This is a genomic window from Hymenobacter puniceus (genome assembly GCF_014333525.1).
Taxonomy (GTDB): domain Bacteria; phylum Bacteroidota; class Bacteroidia; order Cytophagales; family Hymenobacteraceae; genus Hymenobacter.
Genome location: NZ_JACSCX010000004.1, coordinates 46330 through 70183, shown reverse-complemented (window position 1 = coordinate 70183; position 23854 = coordinate 46330). Strand labels below are relative to the sequence as shown.

The window sequence follows — 23854 nt, the reverse complement described above, 5'->3', positions numbered from 1 at the left end:
TGACCGGCGTAATCCCGGCTCAGAACCCACAAAAGAGGCCCTTCATACTGCAGTATGAAGGGCCTCTTTTGGGTGAAATGACCTGCTGGCTGTGCACTACGCCTTTTTCAGGGCTTTGGCAATTCGCTCAACCTGGCGCTGGTGGTGCAGCACGTGGTCGAGCATGAAATCCAGGGTCTGGTAGATGGTGAGCATGCCGGAGCGAGGGTGCTTGAAGATGGCCCGGTCGAGAAGCCGGCCGGGGTATTCGTTGAGCAGCTGCTCCAGCCGCCGCCGGATGGATTGCCATTCGGTTTGCAGCTCCGGCAGGGAATCCACTTCATCCGGTGTCAGCTCGGCCAGCCGCTTCGGTGCCTTGAAGCGCGTGAACGGCAGCCGCAGCAGTCCGCGCAACAGCAACGATTTAAGCGTATGTGCTACGCCAGCCTTTTCCAGCTCTTCCGTTTGCTGCAGCTTCTTCTCCAGGTATTGCGCAATGCCGGTTTCCGCTACCAGCAGATGCTGTACTACCTGCGCCGCCGACCACTGCCCCGGGCCCGGCGACTGGTGGGCCTTGCTGCCCAGGGCTTCCGCAGCCTGCAGCAAATGCGCAGTAGCCAGTTCAAGTTGCTCGAAGCGTAAGTGCAGACGATGATTCATAGAGGAGTGCAGGAGTGAGCGGTTACGACGTAGCTTTGGGCAAAAGGTACGCAAATCCCTGCCGCTGGCTTCTACGCGGCTTTCTTCTCCCGGTTCTATGTCCGTTTCAACTGCCTCATCTTCTGGTTCGCCGTTTCCGGTAGCGCCACCAGTGGGGCTGGCGCTGTTGCGCCGGGAATGGCCGCTGCGGGTGCGGGTGCTGGTGGTGCTGGCACTGTATGGCAGCTACTTTCTGCTCGGCGGCGGCCTTACCGGGGAGCGGATGCCCTATGACGCCGGCCACTACTGGGAGCTGGCCGTGGCCCTGAAAAACCCGGACACCGGCTTTTCGCTACTCAATTTCCGGGACCCTACACGTGGCTACTGTGCGGCACTGCTGCAGTTGCCGGCGCTCATCGTACGCTTTATCACGCATTGCTCGATGCCAGTGGCCGCCAAAGCTGCCGGGCTGGGCTGGGCCGCGCTGCTGAATGCGTGGCTGCTGCCGGCGCTGTGGCGCAGCGTGGTGCCGGGGCGCGTGGCGGGAGGGCGCTGGCTGCTGCTGCTGCTGCTGGGGTTTGCCTTCTGGCGCGACCATCTTAGCTTTTCCCTGACTGATATACCGGCCCTGACGCTACTATTATTGGCGCTCTGGGCTTTGTGCCGGGCCGGATTGGGCTGGTGGCTGCTGGCCGGCCTGAGCTTGGCGGCGGCCTGTAACAGCCGGCCGGCTTACGTGGCGGCAGTGCCCGCAGTATTGGCCCTGGCGGCCTGGTGGAGCGTGCAGCATAGCCGCCAGCAGCGGCTGTGGCGTTGGGCATTGCTGCTGCTGGGCGTGGCGCTGGTGCTAGCACCGCAGTGGCGTATCAACCAGCGTCATTTCGGGCAGAACACGCCTTTCGTACTGGCTCGCGTAAATCCTGCTGATACCACGCCACTCTACCTCAAGCAGCTCACCTGGGGCACCCGTGTGCTGCGCTACGACACCAGCCTGCAGCAGCGCCTCATCTATGCCGATTCGGCCGGGCTAAACGTCCTGCAGGAGGAAGGAATTCGCGGGTACAGCTCTTATGGGCAGTTTACAAGCATTTTGCTGCACCATCCGCTCAATTATACTGTACGCTATCTGCGCCACCTCTTCAACGGCCTCGATGTGCAGCAGCCTGCTCCGTACCTGATCCGCAACTATGGGTTGGAGCGGCCGTGGGTGCAGCTGCTCAACTACACCGTGTTGGGAATTGGAATGCTGGTAGTGCTGCGCCGCCCCAGACGCTGGCTGACGTGGCCCCGGGCCCTGATGCTGCTGGCGCTGCTGCTGCCTTGTGCGGCCGGCATTCCTACGGCCATCGAATGCCGCTTTTTGCTGCCCCTGCATTTGCTGCTGCTGGTAGTAGCGTCGTTCCGGTTTTCGCCGGCGGCCTGGGCACGCCGGCTGCGCGGCCGGCCGGGCCGGGCGCTGGCTGTGGTGCTGGCTGCCGGACTGTGGCTGGGGGGCTGCTTTTGGGTTTCGGCGGCCACTTTCCGCAACCTGCAGCCCGACCACGGCAAGTCCCTGGTAGATGATTAAGCGGCCATTTTTCCTATAAACCTCTATTCTTGAAGCTGGCCCCTCTGCTATCTGCCAACCATGTCCGGGCACCTTACCGGCGCCTGACGCTACTGCTTCTGGTGGCGTACCTGGTATATCTGCCGTTCTCGGGGTACACCGCCATCTACTTTGATGCGCTGAACTACTGGTTCATTTCCATCTACTTTCATAAAAACGGTCACCTGTCACTGCTCAACTTCCATGACGGTTTCCGGGGCTATTTGCTGCCGCTGCTGTTGCTGCCGCTGCGCATCACGCAGTTCTACAGCGGGCTGCCCATCATCCTGTTTGCGCGTGTGTTTGGGGCGGTGCTGGCGGCCGTAGGCTTCGGCTGGCTGGGGCCGCGGCTCTGGCAGGCCGTCAGCCACTCGGGGCCGTTGAGCTGGCCGCGCCGGCTGGCGTTTGCAGTGCTGGGCTTCGTGTTCTGGCGCGACTACTTCAACTTCCCGCTCACTGATTTTCCGAGTCTGGGGGCGCTGCTGCTTGGTTTGCTACTGCTCTACCGGCGCGGCGCGTGGTGGACGGCCGCAGCCGGGGCGTGTCTGGCGGCAGCCTGCAACATCCGGCCTTCCTACCTGATTGCGGTGCCGTTTTTCGTAGCGCTGGCGCTGGTGTTGCCGGCACCTTCGCAGGTGAAGCGGCTGATGCGCGGGCTGGCGCTACTGGCTGGGGCAACACTGGTGCTGGGTCCGCAGCTGCTCATCAACCAGCGGCATTTCCACCAGAACTCGCCGCTGGTACTGGCGCAGGATGAAAACCTGGAAACCAACAACCTCTACCGCGAGAAGCTAAAATGGGGTTTGTTGCACCAGAAATACGAAACCAGCCTCGGCAATGACTACCCCGAGCGAGTCATGATTTTCCGGGATTATGCCGGCGAAGCGCTGGTGCGGCAGGAGCAGATCGGCTGGTTCGACTCTTACAGCAGCTACCTGCAACTGGTGCTGCGCCACCCCACTCTGTTTGCTCGGATGTATGCGTGGCGGCTGTTCAACGGCCTCGATATTCAGTACCCAACGCCCTACATCAAGCAAGTCTACGTGCCCACCTGGGGCTTGGCGTGGCTGAATTACTCGGTGTGGTTTGGGGCCGGGCTGGTGCTGCTTCGCACCCAGTTTCGTCGCCTAACGCTGCCGCAGTGGCTGGTGCTGGCCGTGCTGCTCGTGCCCTGTATTCCCATGCTGCCCATGAGCATGGAATGCCGCTTTCTGCTGCCGCTGCACTTGTTTTTATACGCTGTGCTGTGCTTTGGCTGGCCAGCTGCGTGGCGCCCGGCAGCCTGGCCGCGCCAGCGGCTGGCGGGGGTAGGGGTGGCGTATGTAGCGTTTGTACTGCTGTGCTTCTGGGCTTCTGCCACCGCGCAGGCCACGCTGGAGTTGGGGCCGCGGGCCTTGTGGTAGGGGTGGGGTAGAAGGCTAAGCTGCAACCTGCCCAGGCATAGCGCAGGGTGCTATAGCGGTGCTGGTAGCGAGTTGAAGTAGTGGGTGTTTCGCGGTGAACACCAATAGTACGCTTCTGCTTAGGAAGCCTGCGGAAAGCTGCCATAAGCAGAAGCGTGCAGCAAATAGCTGGCAGCCTGCACGGTGCTCATCCTAAGTACTTTCGCCGGAGGCCTCCTGGTCTGATAACTTGCCAGACAGAAACGCTAGTACGGTTGTGGTTATATAATTCGGCACATTCTTGATTTAGTTATCTACGCTTATAAATATTATAAAAAATATATAAATAAATGTTATAATATTAATAATACATCTTCTCACCACACCAACAATCACCATGAGCGGAAACAGACGATTTCGAGAGGGAATGTGGGTATTGCTCTTGTTGCTGCTGGTTAGCGCCAGTGCACTGGGGCAGCAGCAAGCCAGCCGGCGTGCCGTGCCTGTGGGGGCCGCCCGCTATCTGCAGCAGCACCAGCAGCAGCTGGGCCTGACGGATGCCACGTTGGCCGACCTGGTAGTTAGCAGCGAGACAATGAGCCGCCACAACGGCGTGAAGCACTTCTACCTGCAGCAGCAGTACCAGGGCATCGATATTCACGGGGCGCTGTCTACCGTGAGTTTGAGCGCCGCTGATCAGGTTTTGAATGTTGAGGCCCGCTTTCAAGCGCTGCCACAGGCCAGAAACCAGCAGCCCACTACCCGGCCGGTGCTGGGGGCTGCAGAAGCAGTGGCCGCCGCGGCCCGTATACTGGGCCTGAGCATGCGTGCGCCACTCACGCTGCAAACCCAGGCTCGCAGTGCGGATCGGGCTGCCGTGTTTTCCACGGCGGGTATTTCTCTGGAGCCTATCTCGGCCCGGCTCGTTTATCAACCCTTGGCTGATGGCCAGCTGCGGCTGGCCTGGGAGGTTGCTATCTATGAGCTGAGCGCTCTGAACGCGTGGAATATCCGGCTGGATGCCGCCACTGGCCAGCAGCTGGACCGGGACAATCTAGTGACCCACTGCGAGTTCGATAACAATGGAGCCGGGGGACTGGCCCTGGGCGCGCAGCCACCGTTGCTGCTGCCGCTGCGGCAAGCCTCCATGCTGGCTGCGCCGACGGCTAACGCGTACAATGTATTCCCGATTCCGGCCGAGAGCCCCAGCCACGGCACCCGCGACTTTGTGGCCACCACGGCTGCCGACGCCACGGCTTCGCCAGCGGGCTGGCAGACGGCCGGCGCCACCAGCTACACCACCACGCGCGGCAACAACGTGCACGCCTACGAAGACCCCACCAACAACAACAACGGCGCCCTCAACTACAGCCCCAATGCCGGCGCCTCACTGCTGTTCGACTACCCCATTGATTTCACCCAGCAGCCAGTCACTTACCGCGACGCCGCCATCACCAACCTGTTTTACATGAACAACATCATGCACGACATCTGGTACCAGTATGGCTTCGATGAGATGAGCGGCTCTTTTCAGGTGGATAATTTCGGGCGCGGTGGCATCGGCAACGACGACGTGCGGGGTGAAGCCCAGGACAGCCGCAACATTGCTACTACCCGCAACAACGCCAACTTCTTCACGCCCGCCGATGGCTTGCGGCCCCGCATGCAGATGTATCTGTGGAGCGGCATCCCCGACCCGGACATGTTCAAGGTGACGGCCCCGGCTGCGCTGGCTGGCAGCTACAAGAGCGTGCAGGCTTCTTTCAGCGCACCCCTGACGCCCGTACCCGTTACTGGCAAACTTGTGCTGGCAGCCACAGCTGTGGGTGTAGGACAGGAGGGGTGCACTACTTTCAGCAATGCAACTGCCATGGCCGGCAATATTGCCGTGGTGTACCGGGGCAGCTGCACATTCGCTCAGAAAGTGCAGAATGCGCAGGAAGCCGGCGCAATTGCGGCAATAGTTATCAATAACGTAGCCGGCGACCCTACGGCCATGGGCGGCACGGCAGCCGTGCCCATCACCATCCCGGCCGTGATGATCGGGCAAGCTGATGGCGCTACCATCCGGGCGGCGCTGGATGCTGCCCAGGAAGTGCGGGTGGCGCTGCGCAATGTGGGCTCGGGCCCGGAAATTGACGGTGACTTCGACAACGGTATCATTGCCCACGAATACGGCCACGGCATCTCCAACCGTCTCACGGGAGGCCCGGCTGTAGTCAACTGCCTGCAGAATGCCGAGCAGATGGGTGAAGGCTGGAGCGACTGGTTTGGGCTGATGCTGACCATGAAAACCGGCGACACCAGCCCCAAGCGGCGCGGTATTGGCACTTACGCCCTGGGCCAGGCTACCACAGCCCAGGGCATCCGGCCCGCCCCCTACAGCACCGACTTTGCCGTGAACGACTACACCTACGGCGACACCAATAGCCCAACCCTGACCCAGCCGCATGGCGTGGGCTTTGTGTGGTGCACCATGCTCTGGGACCTGAACTGGGCCCTGATTGACCGGTATGGGTATGATGCCAACCTCTACAGCGGTACTGGCGGCAACAACCTGGCCATGCAGCTGGTGATGGATGGAATGAAGGGGCAGGCCTGTAGCCCCGGCTTCGTGGATGGGCGCAATGCTATTCTGGCGGCCGACATGGCCAACGGTGGCCTCAACCAAAAGCTGATCTGGCAGGTGTTTGCCAAGCGTGGCCTGGGTTTCGGCGCCAGCCAGGGCCTGCGCACCAGCCGCTCAGATCAGGTGGAAAACTTCGACCTGCCGCCGCTCTACGCCTGCAACCCACCTACCATCACCGTTTCGCCACTGACGACGTTTGTGGGCGGGGCACCTAAAACGATTTACCTGGGCTACGGCCTGCCCAGCCTTACGCTGCAAGCCAGCGGCGTCGATATTGTGAGCTATAGCTGGGCGCCGGCCACCGGGCTGAGCAGCACCAGCAGCGCCACACCGGTGTTCACGCCCACAGCACCCGGCACCTACACGTTCACCGTCACGGCCACCAACATCAACAGCTGCGTGGAAACAGCGCAGGTGACCATCAACGTGGTGGATGTGCGTTGCGGCAACCGCAACGACAAGGTGCAGGTGTGCCACCGCGGCAACTCCATCTGCATTTCCAGCGCCGATGTAATCGACCACCTGCGGCACGGCGACAATGTGGGCGTTTGTGGCAGCGCCGCCAATGCTTCTATGGATGATATGAGGCAGCCAAAGGCACTGCTGGCCGAATCGGAGCTGTTTACCTCCAGCCCGAACCCCGCTACGGCTTCCACGCGGCTGGCTTTCCAGCTCACCGATGAAGGCAGCTACCGCGTGGAAGTGCTGAACCTGCAGGGCTCGGTGGTGGCCGTAGTAGCTGAAGGCCAGGGCAAAGCCGGCCAGACCTATACCTACGAGTTCCGCCGCGAGAAGCTGGCAGCTGGCCTCTACATGGCACGCCTGCAAACCAGCAAAGGCATGCGCTTCACCCGCATCCTGCTTCAGGACTAAAGCTGAAGAACTGTAGCGGTCAGCCCGACCGCACAGCGCACAAAAAAGCCCCGCGGCCAATCTGGCTGCGGGGCTTTTTTGTGGAAATTTAAGCTTCCTTATTTCTTCACGTACATCACCTCACGCACGGCATTCACGGTGCGGCCTACATTTGGCAGCGAGGCTTCGATGAGGGTAGGGGCGTAGGGCAGGGGCACATCCATGCAGGTAACGCGCACTACCGGGGCATCGAGGTAGTCAAAGGCGCGGCGCTGCACGGTGTAGGCCAGCTCCGAGCTGATGCTGGCCAGCGGCCAGGCTTCTTCCACCACCACCATGCGGTTGGTTTTCTTCACCGAATTCACTAGCGTGTCGTAGTCAATCGGGCGCACCGAGCGCAGGTCGATTACTTCGGCTTCGATGCCTTCCTTGGACAGCTCATCGGCGGCAGCCAGGGCAATCTTCATCATCTTGCCGAAGCTCACCAGCGTCACCGATTTGCCTTCGCGCACCACGTTGGCCTTACCGATTTCCAGCAGGTACTCTTCTTCCGGCACCTCGCCTTTATCGCCATACATCTGCTCCGACTCCATGAAAATTACTGGGTCCGGGTCGCGGATGGCGGCTTTCAGCAGACCTTTGGCATCGTAGGGGTTAGAAGGAACCACCACTTTCAGGCCGGGTGTATTGGCGTACCAGTTCTCGAAGTTCTGCGAGTGCTGGCTGCTGAGCATGCCGGCGCTGCCCGTTGGGCCGCGGAACACGATGGGGCAGGAGTACTGCCCGCCCGACATCGAATAGATTTTGGCAGCCGAGTTAATTACTTGGTCGATGGCGACCAGCGAGAAGTTGAAGGTCATGAACTCGATGACCGGAATCAGGCCGTTGATGGCCGCGCCCACGCCAATGCCGGCAAAGCCCAGTTCGGCAATCGGGGTGTCAATCACGCGTTCCGGGCCAAACTCGTCCAGCATGCCCTGGCTTACTTTGTAGGCGCCGTTGTATTCGGCTACTTCTTCGCCCATCAGGAACACGCGCGGGTCGCGGCGCATTTCTTCGGACAGGGCTTCACGCAGGGCTTCCCGGAATTGGATGGTCCGCATAGTCTGTGGCAGTTCGAAAGTCAGAATGAAAAAGCCGGCCTCAGCCGGCGCGTAAAGCTACGACGAGTAGCCGGGACGGGCAAACGGTGAGAGTAGACATTGAGAATGTCATTGCTTTTTCAGTATCGTGGTGCTGTCTAATTGGGTTTTGTGAACACCATTCTTATCAAGCTTGACCAATGTGTGCGTAGTAGTAGATAAACGTCCAAGTATTTCGGTCGGCACTTCTGGGGTTTCAGGACCGTATTTAAAATCTTCTACTACTCGTTGCTGAACGAATGTGTCCAAGGTGGTTTGGATAGAAGTCATTGCGTCTGTCGCACCTGCTTCATCGTAATAGAGCGCAAGAGGCATTGTAGAAAGCCATTTGCCTGCTTTATCAAACATGAGGAGTTGTAGGGAAGCAGATAGAGTGTTGAAATCTGTAATTACGGCCACTATCACCGCTTTGCTTTCACCTATTGTGAAATCGTTGTATCTGTAGAAACGAGTTGCCTGATAGAAAGCATCTTCGCCCGGCATTGTGTTAGAAGTGGGAGAGAGCCACTTAATGAGAGAAGTGTCAGCTTTATGAAGTGCCCGTAGGCTATCCAGCAGATGGTTATTATTCTCTGAAAGCTTAGCGAGGCTATAGGTAATAGGTTTAAAATGTTTGACCACCTGCTGCTTCTCTTGTGGTGTGGAGTTACACGCTGTTAACCCTAGTAGCAGTACGCAACTCATAATTGTTCTCATAGTTATAAATATCAAAAGTGCACTCGCTCATCTACCGCAGCGTCTCCAGAAACACCTTACCGCTGGCGTAATCCATGAACTCCAGGTCCTCGACGGCGCGGTTGGCAAACTTTCGGTCGATTTGCACAGCGCGGCGCAGGTTCTCGCCCATGGCGGCTTCGTTTTTCTGGCGGGCGGCTACCACGGCCAGGCAGTAGTAGGCCAGCGGGTCGTTGGGCTGCAGCGTGAGGGCCTCTTGGTAGATGCCAGCAGCTCCGTCGTAGTTGCCCTTGAGCAGATAGATCAGGGCACGGTTCATGGTATTCTGGTAGCTTTTGGCGCTGTAGCTGAGGCTGCCCAGCGCATCATCGAGCTGCCCGATTTCGATTTCCAGCGCCGCTTTGTCAGCAAATACCTTGTCGAGCACCGGGCGGGCGCCGCCGAGCTTGATGGCGTAGTCGTAGTTCTGCAGGGCTTCCAACTTGTCGCCGGCGCGGTGGTAGGCGGTGGCCACACGGTAGAACATGGGTGCCGTGGGGTTGCGGTGGGCCGCCAGCGTGAAATTCACGGCGGCCCGGCGCAGATAGGCCTTGCGCACCTTGTCGCTCACTTCCTTTTCGGAGCGTTGTAGCAGCACCACGGCCAGGTTGTGGTAGGCTTCCCAGCGGCCCGTGGTGGCGGCCGAAGTTTCGTAGATGCGCTGTTTCTCGGCCAGCAGCGGCGTGAGCGTGGCCGAGTAGCGCAACTCTTCCGGCGTCAGAGCGTCTACTTCCAGCTGCTTATCCACAATCTTCTTGGACAGCAGGTAGATTTCCGAGTCATAGCGCTTGGGGGCAGTGTACTGCACGGCCACCGTGCCGAAGCGCATAACGGGGTAGATGTACTGCTCCAAGTAGTCGAAGAATGACAGGCCGTGCAGGCTTTTCTCCTTCTGGGCGTAGGTGCCGGGCGTGTCGTTGATGAGCAGCAGCACCGAATCTACCTGCGCCGGCTTCAGGGCCGACTCCTGCACTTTGTTCAGGAATAGGTCCCAGCGGCGGTGGTAGGCTTCGGTTTCGAAGTCGATGTCGCGCACCCGGTTGAGGTAGGAGTCGGTGTCGACGCGGTTTTTGTAGTAGCGCTGCAGGGCCTGCACGCGCTTGTCGGCCAAGCGCAGGTCGTGGGCATCGAGCGAGTCGGGCGAGTGGCCGGCCACAATCATCACCTTCTCGGTGCGCTGGTTGGCCTCGATGAAATCTTCCAGCGCCGCTACGTTAGTGCCCAGGAAATTGCGGATTTCCGAGCGGCCGGCATCAAAGAAAAACGGCAGCACGCGGGTGCCGCTCATGTTGTTGTCGGCAGTTTCGGGCAGCAGCACAATGGCTGTATCTTGGCGCACGACCAGACGGCCAGTGCTGGCCACGCCCCGCGCCAGCCGGGTTTCCTGGCCCTTGAGGCGCTTGCCGTTGGGTTTCAGCTCCCGCACTTCGGCCAGGGCCAAGAGTTGGCCGGGGTTTTTGTTGGGTGCGTACGGAAAGGAAAGCTGCTTTTTGATGACCAGCTGATCTTTCTTTTCCTCGTCGTAGACATACTCGCCCGACTGGAAGCTGAGGCGGCCCAGCGTGTCTTCGCGCAGGCCGTTGTCGTAGACGTAACGTAGGTTGAGGCCGTAGGCGGCGCCTTTTTTGAGGTGGCTGGCCGGCACGCGGGCCGTCACCTCAAACAGCACATTTTCGCCGTTGCTTTCCAGCACAGCCGGCTGCACGCTCACTTGCTGGCCACTTTGCGCAACCTTCAGCATCCGGGGTAGCGTACAAGCAGGCAGCGTACCAGCCAGCGCCAGCAACAGAATAGAAAGATTACGGGGCAACGGGCTTCTCATACAAAGAGGTTCGGGGCGGAATTTCCAACAACAAACGCAAAACCGCGCCAGGGAGACGTATCTTCGAAGGAAATTACCCTGCTTCAGCTTGCTTGCGCTATCGTATCATGCTATCTTGTACCAGGTTAGCAGCGTGCCACACTTACTACCAACCGTTATGAAACGACTCACCGACTACATCGAAAAGCAGAGCTTCGGTGTCTGCAATGCCTTAGGCAACCGGTTGGGCTTTTCCACGGGAAGCGTCCGGCTGTCGTTCGTTTACGCCTCGTTCTTTACCTTCGGCTCGCCCATTGTGCTGTATTTCGCGCTGGCCTTCTGGATGAATGTGCGCCGGGCTATGCGCCGGCAGCGCAGCACCGTCTGGGACTTGTAAGCCAATCAATAAACTTTGATACACTTGGTTTCAGAGCCTGCCTTCATAAGAAGGCAGGCTTTTTTTAATCACAGATGTTGCAGATTAAAAAAAGGGAATTTCACAGATTCATGTGCTGGTAACTCCTGCAAGTTGTTTGCCTTAGAGTTGTGATTGCCAGGTTAATAGATTCGTGTTGAGGTCCGAAAACTTCCGCTTTCCCTGCCCGAAATATGCCCAGACTAAACTGCCCCGAAACACGCCGGGACGCTCAGCCAGCGTAAGCCGCGGCGGAAACTGTTGCCGCTTCTGCTTCCAATAGGCACGGCGGCGGTAGAAGTCGCGCTGGGCGCGCACGATGGCGCGGGCGTCGGGGGTGGCGCCTTGTAGCAGGAAGCGCAGGGCGGCCACCCAATCGAGCAGCAGCCGCACTACAAGGGTGCTGGTTAGCTCGCTGGGGTGGGTGTTTTTGTACACCAAAGCCAGGCCGTTGCGGAAGTTGAGGTAGGTTTTGCGCGGGTTAGACTTGTGCAGCGTGCCGCCGCCCACGTGAAAAACGGTGCTGCCACCGTGGTACCACACTTCGTGGCCGGCATTCCAGAGCCGCCAGCACAAGTCGATTTCTTCCATGTGCGCGAAGAACTCGGGCTCCAGACCATTCAGCGCGCGCCAGCTGCTTAGGCGCACCACCATGCAGGCGCCGGTGGCCCAGGCTACCGGCCGGGCGTCATCGTACTGGCCGTGGTCGGCTTCCAGCGTATCAAAAAGGCGGCCGCGGCAGAAAGGGTAGCCCAGTTGGTCGAGGTAGCCACCGCCGGCGCCGGCGTACTCGAACTGCGTCCGGTCGGCGAAGGCCCGGATTTTGGGCTGCACCGCTGCCATGCTGGGGCGCTCTTCTAGGAGCTGGCGCAGCGGCTGCAGCCAGCCCGGCGTCACTTCCACATCGGAGTTGAGCAGTACGGCGTGCTGGAACTGCGCGGGCAGCTGCCGTAGCGCCTGGTTGTAGCCTTCGCAAAAGCCCAGGTTAGTAGTGTGCCGGAGCACCTGCACCTTCGGGAACTCGCGGGCCAGCACCGCCACCGAGTCATCGGTCGACGCGTTATCAACCACCCAAACGGTGGCTCCTTGGCTGTGCGCCAGCACCGAGGGCAGAAACTGTTGCAGCAGGGCCGCCCCGTTCCAGTTCAGCACCACCACGGCTACATCGGCGCAGGTGGCCGCCGCCGATTCCGGAGCAATACTAGAGGCCAAAGCCGCCGAGGTCGAGGCCGGGAATGTTGGGAATCAGGCCGCTGGTTTTGCGCTTCAGCTCTTCTTTGGCTTTGTCGCCGGCTTCGTCGAGGGCCTTGTTCACGGCCGCTACTACGAGGTCGGCCAGCATTTCGCGGTCGGAGAGCAGCGAGTCGTCGATTTCCAGCTTAATGACCCGGCGCTGGCCGTTGGCCGTGGCGCGCACCAGGCCGCCGCCCGCCTCGCCGGTAGCCGTCACAAACTGCATTTCCTGCTGGGCCTGCTGCATTTTCTCCTGCAGCTCTTTCATTTTGCCCATCATGCCCATCATATCAAACATAGAATTCAGGTCGTTATTTCCGGCGAACCGGAAGGGAGTTGGAAGGTGGTAGCTGCCAGCGTTGCATTGCCGCAAACAAGGCACTGCCGAAGTAGTCTGCGGCCCTCACGATGCAGCAATGCCACAACGCAAGGCGCTAAGCCGGGCGCAATTTACGGTACACATACGCCCAAAAGGCAACAATCGGCGGCCCTGGCTGCAAGATGCTGCGTTGCCAGCCACTTTAGATGATGCGGTAGGGTGCAAATTGATTAAACAACGGCCTGTTGCCTACTGCGTTAGGGCTAATGCGGCAAATGCTCGCGCAGGGCGCTGTAGGTCCAGGTGCCGGCCAGGGCCGCCAGAATCATCACGGCGGCGGCACCGGCACCACTTCCCAGCTGAGCGAACAGCGGGCCGGGGCAGGCCCCGGTGATGGCCCAGCCCAGTCCGAAAATGATGCCCCCAATCCACACGCCGTGGTTGTATTTCTTGTCGGCCAGCTGGATTTCCTCGCCGTTGATGGTTTTGAGATGCCTGCGCTTTATGAACTGGATGGAAACCAGCCCAACCACAATGGCCGAGCCGATGACGCCGTACATGTGAAAGGCCTGGAACCGGAACATTTCCTGAATCCGAAACCAGCTGATTACTTCACTTTTGGTCAGGATGATACCGAACAGTACGCCCAGAACCAGGTATTTAAGGTTTTTCATGTGTATATGCCTCAATGAGTTGTTGGAATGTCGGGTTGCTCTGGTACAGCCCGGTGCGTGCCCGCCGGCCGGAGGTTAGAACAGCAGCGGATAGACCACCCAGGTCATCAGCAGGCCGCCCACGAAGAACCCGACAACAGCCACCAACGACACCCACTGCAGGTTGGAAAGCCCCGAAATAGCGTGGCCGGAGGTGCAGCCACCCGCGTAGCGCGTCCCAAAACCTACCAGAAAGCCACCCAGCACCATAAACACCCAGCCCTTCCAGTTCGTGAGGTTTTCCAGCGCGAAAAGCTCGTTGGGCAGCAGCCCCGAAAAGTCGGTCAGGTGTAGCTGGGTGCGCAGGTCGTGCACGGTTTCGGGCGAAATGGCTACCGTGGCCGGGTGGCCGAGCACGTGGTAGCCGAGGAAGCCGCCCAGCCCGATACCCAGCACAAACCACAGGTTCCAGACTTCCTTGCGCCAGTCGTAGGTGAGAAAGGGAATGCCCGCCGGCACGCAGGCGGCGCACACATGGCGCAGGGAGCTGCTGATACCGAGGGCTTTGTTGCCAATGAGCAGCAGGGCCGGGACCGTAAGCCCGATAAGGGGGCCGGCCACGTACCAGGGCCAGGAGTGTTGGAGGAAATCAAGCATTGGAGTGGAAATAAGATACCATCAGGCCAGAACAGCTGGCTGGCGGCGGAAAGAGCAAAACAGGAAATTCTGAGTGGTCTGGAATGGGGTAATGTGGTCTTCGGTGCGGCAGCGTAGCTTGGTGAAGCCCTGCCGAAGCTGCTCCCCGAGGGCCTGCTCGCTGTATTGCCGAATGGGCAGGCCACTGCAGGCTTTGGGGCCATCCAAAGAAAAAGTGCCCATGGTGAGGTAGCCGCCTGGTTCTATGGCCAGGCGGGCCAGCGTGAGGTAGCGGGCTATGTCGGGGGCGGTGGTGAGAAAATGAAACGCCGCCCGGTCATGCCACAGGCTGTAGGACTGCGGCGGCTGAAACGCGCGCACATCGGCTTCAATCCACTGCACCCGGTCGGCACGGGAGCCCAGGCGCTGGCGGGCGCGGGCCAGTGCCGCTCCGGAAATATCGAGTACGGTTAGGTTCTCGTAGCCCTCAGTGAGCAGAAAGTCCACCAGCCGACTATCGCCGCCGCCCACGTCGATAATAGCCGACTGGCGGGAAAGGCGGAAGCCGTGAATGAATTCCAGCGAGGTGGCCGGCACGGCTTCCGTCCAGCTGACTTCGTGCGGCTGGCGGGTGCCGTACACTGTTTCCCAGTGCTGTTTCGGGGTTGAATCAGGAGTGTCCATGGTAGTGCGTTGCGGGGTTGGAGGCCTCGTTGCAGAAAGCCAGCCTAATGGGCGGGCTGCTTTGGTTGAAACGACTTGACGGCTTCGCCCAGATCATAAACCGGTGTGCCGGGCAGAGCCGGGGCCACAATGCTGCTGCCCGCGGCCGAGCGGTAGCCACCTGCGCAATGCACTACCACCGGCTTATCGGTGGGAATTTCGCCGACCCGCTCGCGCAGTTCGGGTAGCGGAATGTTGAGCGCGCCCGCAAACAGCGGCTCGGCTTTAGCTTCTGCCGGGTTGCGAATATCCACAATGGTGTAGCTTTCGGGCCGGGCCCGGAACTGGGCCACATCCAGCTGAGGCAGAGTGGCAGTAGCGGCTGGAGAGCCCACCAAGGCCCCCGCAATCAGGGGTTCGTAGCCGATTTTGGCTGCCTTTTCAAGCAGCTCCTCGCGCTGTGCCTCGTTGGTGGCCACCAGGTAAAAGCGCTCCGCCGGCCCCACGATGGAGCCCAGCCAGGTTTCAAATTTGCCGCCCTGCTGGATATTGAGCGCCCCAGCCAGGTGTGCCCGCTTGAAATCAACCTCAGGGCGCGCATCCACTACCAGCACACCGCTTTCCAGCGCAGTATCGGTGGCTAGGCGGGGCACCTGCCGCACGCCGGCAGCGTAGGCTGGGGCGCCGGCTTTGTTGAGGGCCACGTCGTAGCTGAAGTATTTCGGAATGAATGGCTGATCGGCCAGCAGCTCGCGCACAAACTCGGCCTCGCTCATGGGCTGCAGCGCGTAGTTGCTGGCTTTCTCCGCCCCGATAGTGCTGCTGCTGGCACCGCTCAGCGCCTTGCCACAAAGGCTGCCCGCGCCGTGCGCCGGATACACCAGCACCTCAGCGCCCAGCGGCATCAGCTTTTCGCGGGTGCTATGGTACATCTGGCGGGCCAGCTCTTCGCGCCTAGCCGTCAGGTTGCCGGCGTTTTCGCGCAGGTCAGGCCGGCCGACATCCCCGATAAACAGCGTGTCGCCGGTGAATACGGCCACATCCCGGCCTTCGCGCGTCAGCACAACGCTGATGGAGTCGGGTGAATGGCCGGGGGTGTTCAGGGCCCGAAACGTGAGCTTGCCAACAGTGAATTCCTGGCCTTCATCGAAGGCCTCGTGGGCGTACTCGGCTCCCAGCAGCCCACTCACGCAGATGGTCGCACCCGTGGTTTGGGCAATTTCCAGGTGCGAGGAAACGAAGTCGGCGTGGGGGTGAGTTTCGATGATGCGCACGATTTTGGCCTCATTCGCTGCCGCATAGTCGTAGTAGGGCTGCGGGTTGCGGGCGGGGTCGATGAGCACAATTTCGCGGGCACACTCGCTTAGAATAGCGTAGGAAAAGTGGGCCAAGCCTTTGTCTTCAAACTGTTCGATTTTCATGAGACGGAAGAATAAGAGGGAAGATGAACAAGTGAAAAGCGGAAGTGTAGATGACTCCGGCCCGCCTTGGCCTGCACGTGTTTGCCGCGTTAGCCAGGCTAAAAGCGGGTCAGAGTACCAGTTCGCGAAGCAGAATAAAGCTGCCCATGGCTAGCGTAAACCACCCAAATGCCGGCTTGAGCTTCGCACCGGGAATAAAGCGCGACAGATAAGTGCCCAGCACAATGCCCAGTAGCGCAAAAGCCAGAAACCCGAGCAGAAAAGGCCATTCGATGTGGGTGCCGGCACTCAGGTCGCCGGTGAAACCGATAAGTGAGTTCAGGGCAATAATGGCCAGTGAGGTGCCCACAGCCAGCTTCATGGGCAGGCGCGCGCCCAGCACGAGGGCCGGAATTATCAGGAAGCCGCCGCCAGCCCCCACGAAACCTGTGAGCAGCCCCACCAGCAACCCGATAACCAGAATAAGCGGGTAGTTAAGGAACTGAGCAGTTTTCGTATCTGGCCCCACAGCTACCGGCCCCACAGCCACCGGTTCCGGCCGGCTCCGGATCATGGAGGCGGCCGCTACCACCATCAGCGCCGCAAATGCCACCAACACCAGCAGATCTTTGGTGAAGACGAGCCCGCTCAACCGGAACAGTTCGGGCGGAATAGCGGGCATCAGTACTCGGCGCGTGAAAAAGACGGCCGCCACCGAGGGCCCCAGAAACAGCAGCGCCGTAGGCACCGACACTAGGCCCTTGCGGAAGTAGCCCGCCGCGCCTACCACCGAAGTGCTGCCTACCACAAACAGCGAGTAGGCGGTGCTCAGCACGGGACTCACGCCCATCAGATACACCAGCACCGGCACCGTCAGGATGGAGCCACCGCCGCCCATTATGCCCAGGGAAAGCCCAATAAAAACAGCCGCGAAATAGCCTAGGAGAGAAAACATCAGAAAAGGTGAGTCGTATGAAAATATGATTGATTGTTCATGTATTGGCTCAAAAAAAAGCCTGACTCACAGAAAAGTGCAGGCGGCTAGGCACTGGATAACGTCGATGACTTCGCGCATTTTCAGGCTGTAAAAAACATTCTTGCCTTCGCGCGTGCTACTCAAGATGCCCTTGAGCTTCATACCAGACAAATGGTGCGACGCCAGGCTCTGCTCGACATTCAGCCGCTCACAGATATCGTTTACTGATAGGCTGTCGTGCTGGGCCAATAGCTGCACAATGGCAATGCGGGTAGGGTGAGCCGTGGTTTTTAAAATAAACGCCACCTTCTCCATCTTCTCGACGGACATATTCAGGTCGGCGGCAATAGCAGAGGGGGAAGCTGGGCTCATAAGGTGATGCAAATGTATGATCATTCGTTCATAAGTACAAGCAGCGCCCAGCAAAGGTTCCTCACCGCTTGTGGGCGCGGCTCCTCGCCTGTAGCATGAGCATGCCACAGGCGAGGAGCCGCGCCCGGAGTTCTGTCAGCCAGCCAAGCATAGTGGCTTGGAGTAGGCTTTATCTGCCTTGCTGCCCGATGCTCATAGCACGTTTGGCAGACAGCAGCACTACATCAGATAAAAAGTATCGGAAGTAAGCGGTGCGGGCACGTTGGATTCCTGCAGCAGCTGCTTGAGGTTGATTTCCACGTTGCGCGCAATGGCTGTAACCGGCGTATCGGTAGGAGCGTTGTTGAAGGGGTCCTGCAGGTAGCGGGCAGTGCGCTCAATCAGGAAAAATGTAGAAGCAATGAGGAGCAAAATCGGAACTTCCCAGAAGCCCATCGATTCTACCAGACTCAGCGACAGGGTGCCCAGAAACAAGTAAATCAGGAAGTGCACCAGAAGCCGGTAGTTGGCTGGAAATACCGTGCTCTTAATGCGTTCAGCCTGGCCCATTGTTTCGCACAGGCGTACCAACGTGGAGTCGAGCTGCACCTGCTGGAATGTGTTGATGGCTTGCTGCTGATATAGGTCCTTTATCTGGGCGCTGTGCAGGGCCAGCAGCGCCAACGGCCGGTTGTTTTGGGCTTTGGCATAAGCCAGCTCTGGTTCCGACAAGAACTTACCCAGCGAAACGAGTGGGTCCTGACCCCGCAGCGACTCGCCCAGGCTATAACACCAGGCAATCTGGCGGTAGGCCAGGGCAGTAAGCTGATTGGTGGCCTCCTGCTGTGGCAAGGCATCGGGTTGCAGGAAGCTGCGCACTTGTAGCACCAGCGTCCGGGAGTCATTCACCACTGACCCCCATACTTTGCGGCCTTCCCACCACCGCTCATACGACTGGCTGACGTTGAAAGCCAGCAGGAGCGAAATCGAGCTTCCCAGAATAGTGGCCAGTTGCAGCGGAATTTCCGGTAGGTACTTACTGAAAAACCACTTCAGTAGCTGGAAAATGATAGAAATGAGAAACACCCGCAGAATATCGGGCAGGATGCGCTTAAAAATGTAGTAAACGGGAAGCTTGACGTCGAGGAGCATAGGCAGAAAACAGGTACAACAGAATCCTTGCCTACGCAGAAACACGTTGTTGTGCTACATTTTCTGCGGTAAAATCGTCTGCTGATTTCTCTTCTGGCTACCTGCACAAGGGTCATGCTCTGCGACTTTCATACTCATAAAAACTCCGTTTCGGTCGCCGACGGCCCTATTTTACTATCGTAACCGTGCCGTGCTGCACCACGGTCTTGCCGGCGGCATCCAACGCCTCAAAGCGCCAGACATACGCTCCCAGCACAGGCTGCTGGCCCCGGATTCGGCCGTCCCAGGCCTGGGTACGGTCTGTGCCGCGAAAAACTTCCTGCCCATTTCGGTCTACTACCGTGAAGGTATAGCTGCTCAGAAAGCGGCCTTTCACTTCCAGTACATCATTGAGCCCATCGCCATTGGGAGTGAAGGCCGTTGGGACGTATGCTTCCAGGGGACGCACTGCACTGGCAATGTTGGAGTAGCTAGCAGTAGGCAGGCCGGCGCCTGTTACTTCAAGGCGGTAGCGCACTGCTTGCAGGTTGGTGGGCGGAAGCTGGTCCAGGTAGCTGCCGCGGGCACCTACGGCATAGCTGTTGCGCACGGAGTTATCGGGGTTGAGCACCAGCAGCCGGTAGCGCAACGAATCGGAAGAGGCGGCAGCCGGCGCCCCGCGCAACCCCGACCAGCGCAGCCGCACCGCCGAGCCGCGGGTGCCGGCCAGCTCGGCAGCCAGCACGGCCGGGCAGAAGGGCGCACTGGCCGCCGAGCGGTTGGCGCAGTCATCCTCGAACCGCACCTGGTAGCACGGCGCCGAATCGGGGCTGTAGGTGGCCAGAGAGTCGCGGCGGGTGCGGGCGGCGCTGGTGCCCAGCACGGTGTTGTCGCGCAGATAGGTGAGCTGGCCGGTACTGGGAAAACGCGCGACGCTGGCCGTCAGCACCACCCGGTTACGCTCATCGAAAGAGGCGAACAACCGGGGTGTGGCCGGAACCTGTGTGGCCGTAGCCTGCACCGTTGCTGCCTCCGAAACCGACGTGACGCCGCCTGGGTAACGCGCCGTGAGGCGGTAGGTGTACCGGATGCCACAAGCCACAGCCGTATCGGAGTAGGTACGGGCGGCGGGCAGCGGGGCAGGTAGTGGCGTGCCGTTGCGCGTTAGTTCGTAGGTGGTAGGGTTGGGGCCCAGCTGCCAGGTTAGCTCGTTGCGGCGCTCGGCCGCCTGCACTGTGAGCGTGAGCGTGCTTACGGGTTCTGAAACTGCCCGAGCCTGCTGGCAGATGTCGGTGCGGCGCAGGCGGTAGAGGCCCGGGCGGCCCGCTGGTATCGTGTAGCCGCTTAGCCCATTCGCCACAGCTCCCGGCACTGGCTGAAACGTGGCGGGAGTGGCAAAGTCGGCTTGCTCCACACTATAGGTGTAGCCGGGCACCAGCGGCGCGCTTTCCAGCACCACCGAGCTGCCCTGCAAACTTAGCCGCTGGATTACCAGTGGCCCCGGCGCTGCCAGCTGCGGCAGCGGCTGCGTAGCCGAGCGGGTGCACAGGTCGCTGTCTGCGTACACCCCCGCCACCGTGATGCTGGTGGCACCTGCCGGCACCGGAAACGTGCTGACCTGCCCGGGTTGGGCCGGAAACGTGCTGCTCCCGATCTGGACCGTGTAACTGTTGTAGGGTGTGGTGGGCAGCGTTACTTGCACAAAACCCGGCGAGCAGGCGGCTGCCGTAAAGGCCGGCGGCGGATTGTCATACACTTCAAACACCCGGAAGTAGATGGTAGACACGCCGCCGGGAGGCGCCTGGCCGTTTTCAGTGGCGGTAATAGGGCCAGCTGCAGTGGGTGTGTAGGTGAAAGGCGAAGGCCGGAAGCTGGGCCCGCCGCACGGATTGGGGTAGGAATTGAGTCCCGGCAGCACCTGGTAGAAGTAGGTTAGCGGCGGCCGGCCGGCGCATAGATCGAAGCGTACTGTACGGCCCACGCACAGCTTTTCCACTATCCGGTTGGTTTGCACATCCACCGCTACAAACGTGCAGGCAGGCGGGTTCGGCGACGACACGCAGGGCTGCGCCAGCGCTGGCACAGTAACGGCCAGCACTGCTCCCAGCAGCAGCAGGCATAGGCAAAGAAACTTCACGGAACGCATAGAATAGCAGCAGATGAAACAGGTCGGAACCTGACCGGACAGTAACGCCAAGATACCCACAATCGGCATACGCTGGCGCGGCTGGCACTCAGAGACCTACTGCCACTGGTAGCTGCGCACGAACGCAGCGGCGGCGTGCAGGTCGGGGTAGAGCACCCGGTCACGGCTCACGAACGGTACTTTCTCGCGGAAAGCCGCCACCACCTGCTCCAGTGTCTCGGAAGTGCGCGCTGGCCGGCGGAAAGACAAGGCTTGCGTGGCATTCAGGAGCTCAATGCCCAGCAGCTGCTCTGCGTTTTGCACCACGCGTAGCGCCTTGGTGGCGGCGTTGGCGCCCATGCTTACGTGGTCTTCCTGGCCATTGCTGCTCACCACGCTGTCTACGGAGGCCGGAGTGCACAGCTGCTTGTTCTGGCTCACGATGCCGGCGGCCGTGTACTGCGGAATCATCAGGCCCGAGTTCAGGCCAGGCTCGGCCACCAGAAACGGCGGCAACCCGCGCTGCCCGCCAATCAGCTGGGTGGTGCGCTGCTGCGAAATACTCCCGATTTCGGCAGTAGCAATGGCCAGCATGTCCAGCGCCAGCGCCAGCGGCTGGCCGTGGAAGTTGCCGCCGCTCAGGATGGCGTCGTCAGCCGGAAAGATGTTGGGGTTGTCGGTAACGGCATTGCACTCGGTTTCCACGGTGCGCTGCACGTACGCCACGGCGTCGCGGGAGGCGCCGTGCACCTGGGGCATGCACCGGAACGAGTAAGGGTCCTGCACGGCGGTTTTAGGCTGGCTTTGCAGCTCCGAACCCGCCAGCAGCTCCCGAATACGGCCGGCCACCGCCACCTGCCCGGCGTGGGGACGCAGCTGGTGCAGGCGCGCATCAAACGGCTCGGCCCGCCCATCAAATGCCTCCAACGACAACGCCCCGATAACGTCGGCGGCGGCCAGCAGGCGCTGTACCCGCAGCAGCCCGTGTACGGCATAAGCCAGCATGAACTGGGTGCCGTTGAGCAGGGCCAGGCCTTCCTTGGCTTCCAGCGTGAGCGGCGCCCAGCTGAACAGGCTCATGGCATCGGCCGCGGCCAGGCGGTAGCCTTCGTAGTTGACTTCGCCCAGCCCCAGCAGTGGCAAACACAAGTGCGCCAGTGGTGCTAAGTCGCCGCTGGCGCCCAATGAGCCCTGCTGATACACCACCGGCAGCATGCCCCGGTTGTAGAAATCGAGCAGGCGCTGGGCGGTGGCCACCTGCACGCCGCTGTGGCCGTAGCTCAGGCTTTGTACTTTCAGCAGCAACATCAGGCGCACCAGCTCGGCCGGCACTTCCTCGCCGGTGCCGCAGGCGTGCGACATCATCAGGTTGGTTTGCAGCTGCTGGCGCTGCCCGGCCGGAATGGTTTGGTTGCAAAGAGCCCCAAAACCGGTATTGATGCCGTACACCGGCACGTCGGAGCGTTCCAGCCGGTCGTGCAGATACTGGTAGCAATCTGCAATCCGTTGCCGCGCCTCGTCGCTGAGTGCTACGTGCGCTTTGGTGTGCAGCAGCTGGCTGAGAGTAGCGAGGTCGAGGTGAGTTGAGGGCGTGAGGACGTAATCCAAAGACATGCGGGTGCGGGAAACAGCGGGTGGGCTGGGGTGGAGAATTGTCAAAAATGCAGAAACTCGCCGGGCTTAAAAAACATCGGCCATCCGAAGCACTGCTCCAGATGGCCGATGTTCATTCTGTTGGTTCGTATCCTAGTCAGACGGCTACCGCCATCGGACCGGAGCACTAACGTGGCCTCACTTCGTCAGCTCCGTCAGCACTTCAGCTAGCGTAACGGTGCGCTCCTCGCCGCTGGCCAGCGTTTTTAGTTTAAACAAGCCGGCCGCACGCTCCTCGGGCCCCTGAATCAGCACGTACGGAATGCCTTTGGCATCGGCGTATTTGAACTGCTTGCCCAGCTTACCGGCCTCCGGAAACAACTCACTGGCCACGCCGGCCTCGCGCAGGGCGCGCAGCACAGGCAGTACGGCCGTCTCACTTTCCACGTCGAAGTTAGTGAGCAGGCAGCGGGTGGTGGTGGCTACGGCCTCCGGAAACAGCGCTAGCTCCTCCAGGCAGTCGTAGAGGCGGTCGACGCCAAACGAGAAGCCCACGCCCGACACGCCCGGCAGCCCGAAGGCGCCGGTGAGGTTGTCGTAGCGGCCGCCGCCGCTCACGCTGCCCATGTTCACATTGTTGATCTTGATTTCAAAAATGCAGCCTGTATAGTAGCTCAGGCCGCGGGCCAGCGTCACGTCAAACTCCAGGTTGTCCCACTTCTCGAAGCCGAAGCCGCGCAGGTAGTCCAGCACGCGCTGCAAATCCTGCAGGCCTTTGTAGCCGTCGGCGGTGGCATTGTCGGGGTCTACGCCAGCCGTCACGAAGCCGGCCAGCAGGCGCTCCAGTTTCTCCTCAAAATGGCCTTCCACACCCAGTAAATCAAACAGCCGCTCAATGGCCGCCGCCGAGAAATTACGCTCGGCCAGCTCCTTCGCCACTCCTTCGCGCCCGATTTTGTCGAGCTTGTCGATGGCCACGAACAGGTCAGTTTCGGTGCCTTCGCCGCCCAGCGCCTGATAAAACGCGCCCAGCACGCGGCGGTGGTTGATTTTGATGGTGTGGTCCGTCAAACCCAGCGTGGTCAGCACCTCCGACATCATCAGCACAATTTCGGCCTCGCAGAGCAGCGAATCGGTGCCTACCACGTCGGCGTCGCACTGATAGAACTCCCGGTAGCGGCCGCGCTGGGGCCGGTCGGCGCGCCACACCGGCTGGATCTGGTAGCGCTTGAACGGGAACGTGAGCGTGCCGCGGTTCATCACCACGTAGCGCGCAAACGGCACCGTGAGGTCGTAGCGCAAGCCTTTTTCGGCCACTTTAGGCAGCAGCCGCTTGCTGCGGTTGTCGGCGGCGAGGTCTTCAGCAGTAACGTCTTTAGCGAAGTCGCCGGAGTTCAGGACTTTGAACAGCAGCTGGTCGCCTTCATCACCGTACTTACCGGTCAGCACCGACAGGTTTTCCAGGGTCGGGGTTTCCAGCGGGGCGTAGCCGAACTTCTCGAACACGCGGCGAATAACGCCGAAAATATAGTTGCGGCGGGCCACCACGGCCGGGCCAAAGTCGCGGGTACCGCGCGGGATGCTGGGTTTTTGAACGCTCATCAGAAACTAGGCGGATTGATGGCGCGAAGGTAAG

The 23854-nt window shown here is 60.4% G+C and carries 20 protein-coding genes; 4 read left to right on the top strand and 16 right to left on the bottom strand.

Features of this window, described 5'->3' with window-relative positions; genetic code table 11:
• Window positions 1-96: 96 nt before the first annotated feature.
• Entirely contained in the window at window positions 97-639 is a 543-nt protein-coding gene (locus H8B14_RS12610; RefSeq protein WP_187316006.1) for a DinB family protein, read from the bottom strand.
• A 97-nt stretch (window positions 640-736) separates the two neighbouring features.
• Between H8B14_RS12610 and H8B14_RS12605 the strand changes: the two genes are divergently transcribed.
• The 3 genes from H8B14_RS12605 (at window position 737) to H8B14_RS12595 (ending at window position 7087) form a co-directional block, all read left to right on the top strand.
• Window positions 737-2185 carry a hypothetical protein gene (locus tag H8B14_RS12605; protein WP_187316005.1) on the top strand — a complete coding sequence of 483 codons (1449 nt, stop codon included), beginning with the start codon at window positions 737-739 and terminating at the stop codon, window positions 2183-2185.
• Window positions 2186-2214: 29 nt separating this feature from the next.
• On the top strand, window positions 2215-3606 hold the full coding sequence (locus H8B14_RS12600) for a hypothetical protein (RefSeq protein WP_187316004.1): 1392 nt from the start codon (window positions 2215-2217) through the stop codon (window positions 3604-3606).
• A 406-nt stretch (window positions 3607-4012) separates the two neighbouring features.
• Complete coding sequence (locus tag H8B14_RS12595; RefSeq protein WP_187316003.1) at window positions 4013-7087, top strand: T9SS-dependent M36 family metallopeptidase; 3075 nt, start codon at window positions 4013-4015, stop codon at window positions 7085-7087.
• A gap of 98 nt (window positions 7088-7185) precedes the next feature.
• On the opposite strand, the gene H8B14_RS12590 is transcribed toward H8B14_RS12595, so the two are convergent.
• The 3 genes from H8B14_RS12590 to H8B14_RS12580 form a co-directional block, all read right to left on the bottom strand.
• A complete protein-coding gene (locus H8B14_RS12590; protein WP_187316002.1) occupies window positions 7186-8169 on the bottom strand; it encodes a pyruvate dehydrogenase complex E1 component subunit beta in 984 nt (327 codons plus the stop codon).
• 108 nt (window positions 8170-8277) lie between these two features.
• Window positions 8278-8904: a hypothetical protein gene (locus H8B14_RS12585; protein WP_187316001.1), complete on the bottom strand. Its 627-nt coding sequence runs from the start codon at window positions 8902-8904 to the stop codon at window positions 8278-8280.
• 31 nt (window positions 8905-8935) lie between these two features.
• Window positions 8936-10744, bottom strand: coding sequence for a tetratricopeptide repeat protein (locus H8B14_RS12580; protein ID WP_187316000.1), 1809 nt, complete (start codon window positions 10742-10744; stop codon window positions 8936-8938).
• Between the two features lie 157 nt (window positions 10745-10901).
• On the opposite strand from H8B14_RS12580, the gene H8B14_RS12575 reads away from it, so the two are divergent.
• Window positions 10902-11120, top strand: a complete 219-nt coding sequence (locus H8B14_RS12575) for a PspC domain-containing protein (RefSeq protein WP_044017951.1) — start codon at window positions 10902-10904, stop codon at window positions 11118-11120.
• A 141-nt stretch (window positions 11121-11261) separates the two neighbouring features.
• Here H8B14_RS12575 and H8B14_RS12570 read toward each other — a convergent pair whose 3' ends face one another.
• The 12 genes from H8B14_RS12570 to hisS all read right to left on the bottom strand — a co-directional run bounded on the left by H8B14_RS12570 (window position 11262) and on the right by hisS (window position 23820).
• On the bottom strand, window positions 11262-12350 hold the full coding sequence (locus H8B14_RS12570; RefSeq protein WP_222840599.1) for a glycosyltransferase family 2 protein: 1089 nt from the start codon (window positions 12348-12350) through the stop codon (window positions 11262-11264).
• Complete coding sequence (locus H8B14_RS12565; protein ID WP_044017950.1) at window positions 12340-12669, bottom strand: YbaB/EbfC family nucleoid-associated protein; 330 nt, start codon at window positions 12667-12669, stop codon at window positions 12340-12342. The genes H8B14_RS12570 and H8B14_RS12565 overlap by 11 nt, the downstream gene beginning before the upstream one ends.
• 284 nt (window positions 12670-12953) lie before the next feature.
• Window positions 12954-13364, bottom strand: a complete 411-nt coding sequence (locus H8B14_RS12560) for a DUF6691 family protein (RefSeq protein WP_187315999.1) — start codon at window positions 13362-13364, stop codon at window positions 12954-12956.
• A 75-nt stretch (window positions 13365-13439) separates the two neighbouring features.
• On the bottom strand, window positions 13440-14000 hold the full coding sequence (locus H8B14_RS12555; protein ID WP_187315998.1) for a YeeE/YedE family protein: 561 nt from the start codon (window positions 13998-14000) through the stop codon (window positions 13440-13442).
• A gap of 21 nt (window positions 14001-14021) precedes the next feature.
• On the bottom strand, window positions 14022-14663 hold the full coding sequence (locus H8B14_RS12550; protein WP_187315997.1) for a class I SAM-dependent methyltransferase: 642 nt from the start codon (window positions 14661-14663) through the stop codon (window positions 14022-14024).
• Window positions 14664-14707: 44 nt separating this feature from the next.
• On the bottom strand, window positions 14708-16063 hold the full coding sequence (locus H8B14_RS12545; RefSeq protein ID WP_187315996.1) for an MBL fold metallo-hydrolase: 1356 nt from the start codon (window positions 16061-16063) through the stop codon (window positions 14708-14710).
• Between the two features lie 109 nt (window positions 16064-16172).
• A complete protein-coding gene (locus tag H8B14_RS12540) occupies window positions 16173-16997 on the bottom strand; it encodes a sulfite exporter TauE/SafE family protein (RefSeq protein WP_187315995.1) in 825 nt (274 codons plus the stop codon).
• 66 nt (window positions 16998-17063) lie between these two features.
• The gene (locus H8B14_RS12535; protein ID WP_261990003.1) at window positions 17064-17390 is read right to left on the bottom strand and encodes an ArsR/SmtB family transcription factor; all 327 of its coding nucleotides are present in this window, start codon (window positions 17388-17390) and stop codon (window positions 17064-17066) included.
• 219 nt (window positions 17391-17609) lie between these two features.
• Entirely contained in the window at window positions 17610-18521 is a 912-nt protein-coding gene (locus tag H8B14_RS12530) for a bestrophin family protein (RefSeq protein ID WP_187315994.1), read from the bottom strand.
• Between the two features lie 166 nt (window positions 18522-18687).
• Complete coding sequence (locus H8B14_RS12525; RefSeq protein WP_187315993.1) at window positions 18688-20646, bottom strand: T9SS type B sorting domain-containing protein; 1959 nt, start codon at window positions 20644-20646, stop codon at window positions 18688-18690.
• Between the two features lie 96 nt (window positions 20647-20742).
• Window positions 20743-22239: a histidine ammonia-lyase gene (hutH, locus tag H8B14_RS12520; protein ID WP_187315992.1), complete on the bottom strand. Its 1497-nt coding sequence runs from the start codon at window positions 22237-22239 to the stop codon at window positions 20743-20745.
• 177 nt (window positions 22240-22416) lie between these two features.
• Window positions 22417-23820 carry a histidine--tRNA ligase gene (gene hisS, locus H8B14_RS12515; protein WP_187315991.1) on the bottom strand — a complete coding sequence of 468 codons (1404 nt, stop codon included), beginning with the start codon at window positions 23818-23820 and terminating at the stop codon, window positions 22417-22419.
• Window positions 23821-23854 lie beyond the last annotated feature (34 nt).

Excerpts from the sequence above, each read along its gene's own strand:
- H8B14_RS12610 (WP_187316006.1), bottom strand. The coding sequence starts at position 639 with ATGAATCATCGTCTGCACTTACGCTTCGAGCAACTTGAACTGGCTACT.
- H8B14_RS12605 (WP_187316005.1), top strand. The coding sequence starts at position 737 with ATGTCCGTTTCAACTGCCTCATCTTCTGGTTCGCCGTTTCCGGTAGCG.
- H8B14_RS12595 (WP_187316003.1), top strand. The coding sequence starts at position 4,013 with ATGTGGGTATTGCTCTTGTTGCTGCTGGTTAGCGCCAGTGCACTGGGG.
- H8B14_RS12590 (WP_187316002.1), bottom strand. The coding sequence starts at position 8,169 with ATGCGGACCATCCAATTCCGGGAAGCCCTGCGTGAAGCCCTGTCCGAA.
- H8B14_RS12585 (WP_187316001.1), bottom strand. The coding sequence starts at position 8,904 with ATGAGAACAATTATGAGTTGCGTACTGCTACTAGGGTTAACAGCGTGT.
- H8B14_RS12580 (WP_187316000.1), bottom strand. The coding sequence starts at position 10,744 with ATGAGAAGCCCGTTGCCCCGTAATCTTTCTATTCTGTTGCTGGCGCTG.
- H8B14_RS12575 (WP_044017951.1), top strand. The coding sequence starts at position 10,902 with ATGAAACGACTCACCGACTACATCGAAAAGCAGAGCTTCGGTGTCTGC.
- H8B14_RS12565 (WP_044017950.1), bottom strand. The coding sequence starts at position 12,669 with ATGTTTGATATGATGGGCATGATGGGCAAAATGAAAGAGCTGCAGGAG.
- H8B14_RS12560 (WP_187315999.1), bottom strand. The coding sequence starts at position 13,364 with ATGAAAAACCTTAAATACCTGGTTCTGGGCGTACTGTTCGGTATCATC.
- H8B14_RS12555 (WP_187315998.1), bottom strand. The coding sequence starts at position 14,000 with ATGCTTGATTTCCTCCAACACTCCTGGCCCTGGTACGTGGCCGGCCCC.
- H8B14_RS12550 (WP_187315997.1), bottom strand. The coding sequence starts at position 14,663 with ATGGACACTCCTGATTCAACCCCGAAACAGCACTGGGAAACAGTGTAC.
- H8B14_RS12545 (WP_187315996.1), bottom strand. The coding sequence starts at position 16,063 with ATGAAAATCGAACAGTTTGAAGACAAAGGCTTGGCCCACTTTTCCTAC.
- H8B14_RS12540 (WP_187315995.1), bottom strand. The coding sequence starts at position 16,997 with ATGTTTTCTCTCCTAGGCTATTTCGCGGCTGTTTTTATTGGGCTTTCC.
- H8B14_RS12535 (WP_261990003.1), bottom strand. The coding sequence starts at position 17,390 with ATGAGCCCAGCTTCCCCCTCTGCTATTGCCGCCGACCTGAATATGTCC.
- H8B14_RS12530 (WP_187315994.1), bottom strand. The coding sequence starts at position 18,521 with ATGCTCCTCGACGTCAAGCTTCCCGTTTACTACATTTTTAAGCGCATC.
- H8B14_RS12525 (WP_187315993.1), bottom strand. The coding sequence starts at position 20,646 with ATGCGTTCCGTGAAGTTTCTTTGCCTATGCCTGCTGCTGCTGGGAGCA.
- hutH (WP_187315992.1), bottom strand. The coding sequence starts at position 22,239 with ATGTCTTTGGATTACGTCCTCACGCCCTCAACTCACCTCGACCTCGCT.
- hisS (WP_187315991.1), bottom strand. The coding sequence starts at position 23,820 with ATGAGCGTTCAAAAACCCAGCATCCCGCGCGGTACCCGCGACTTTGGC.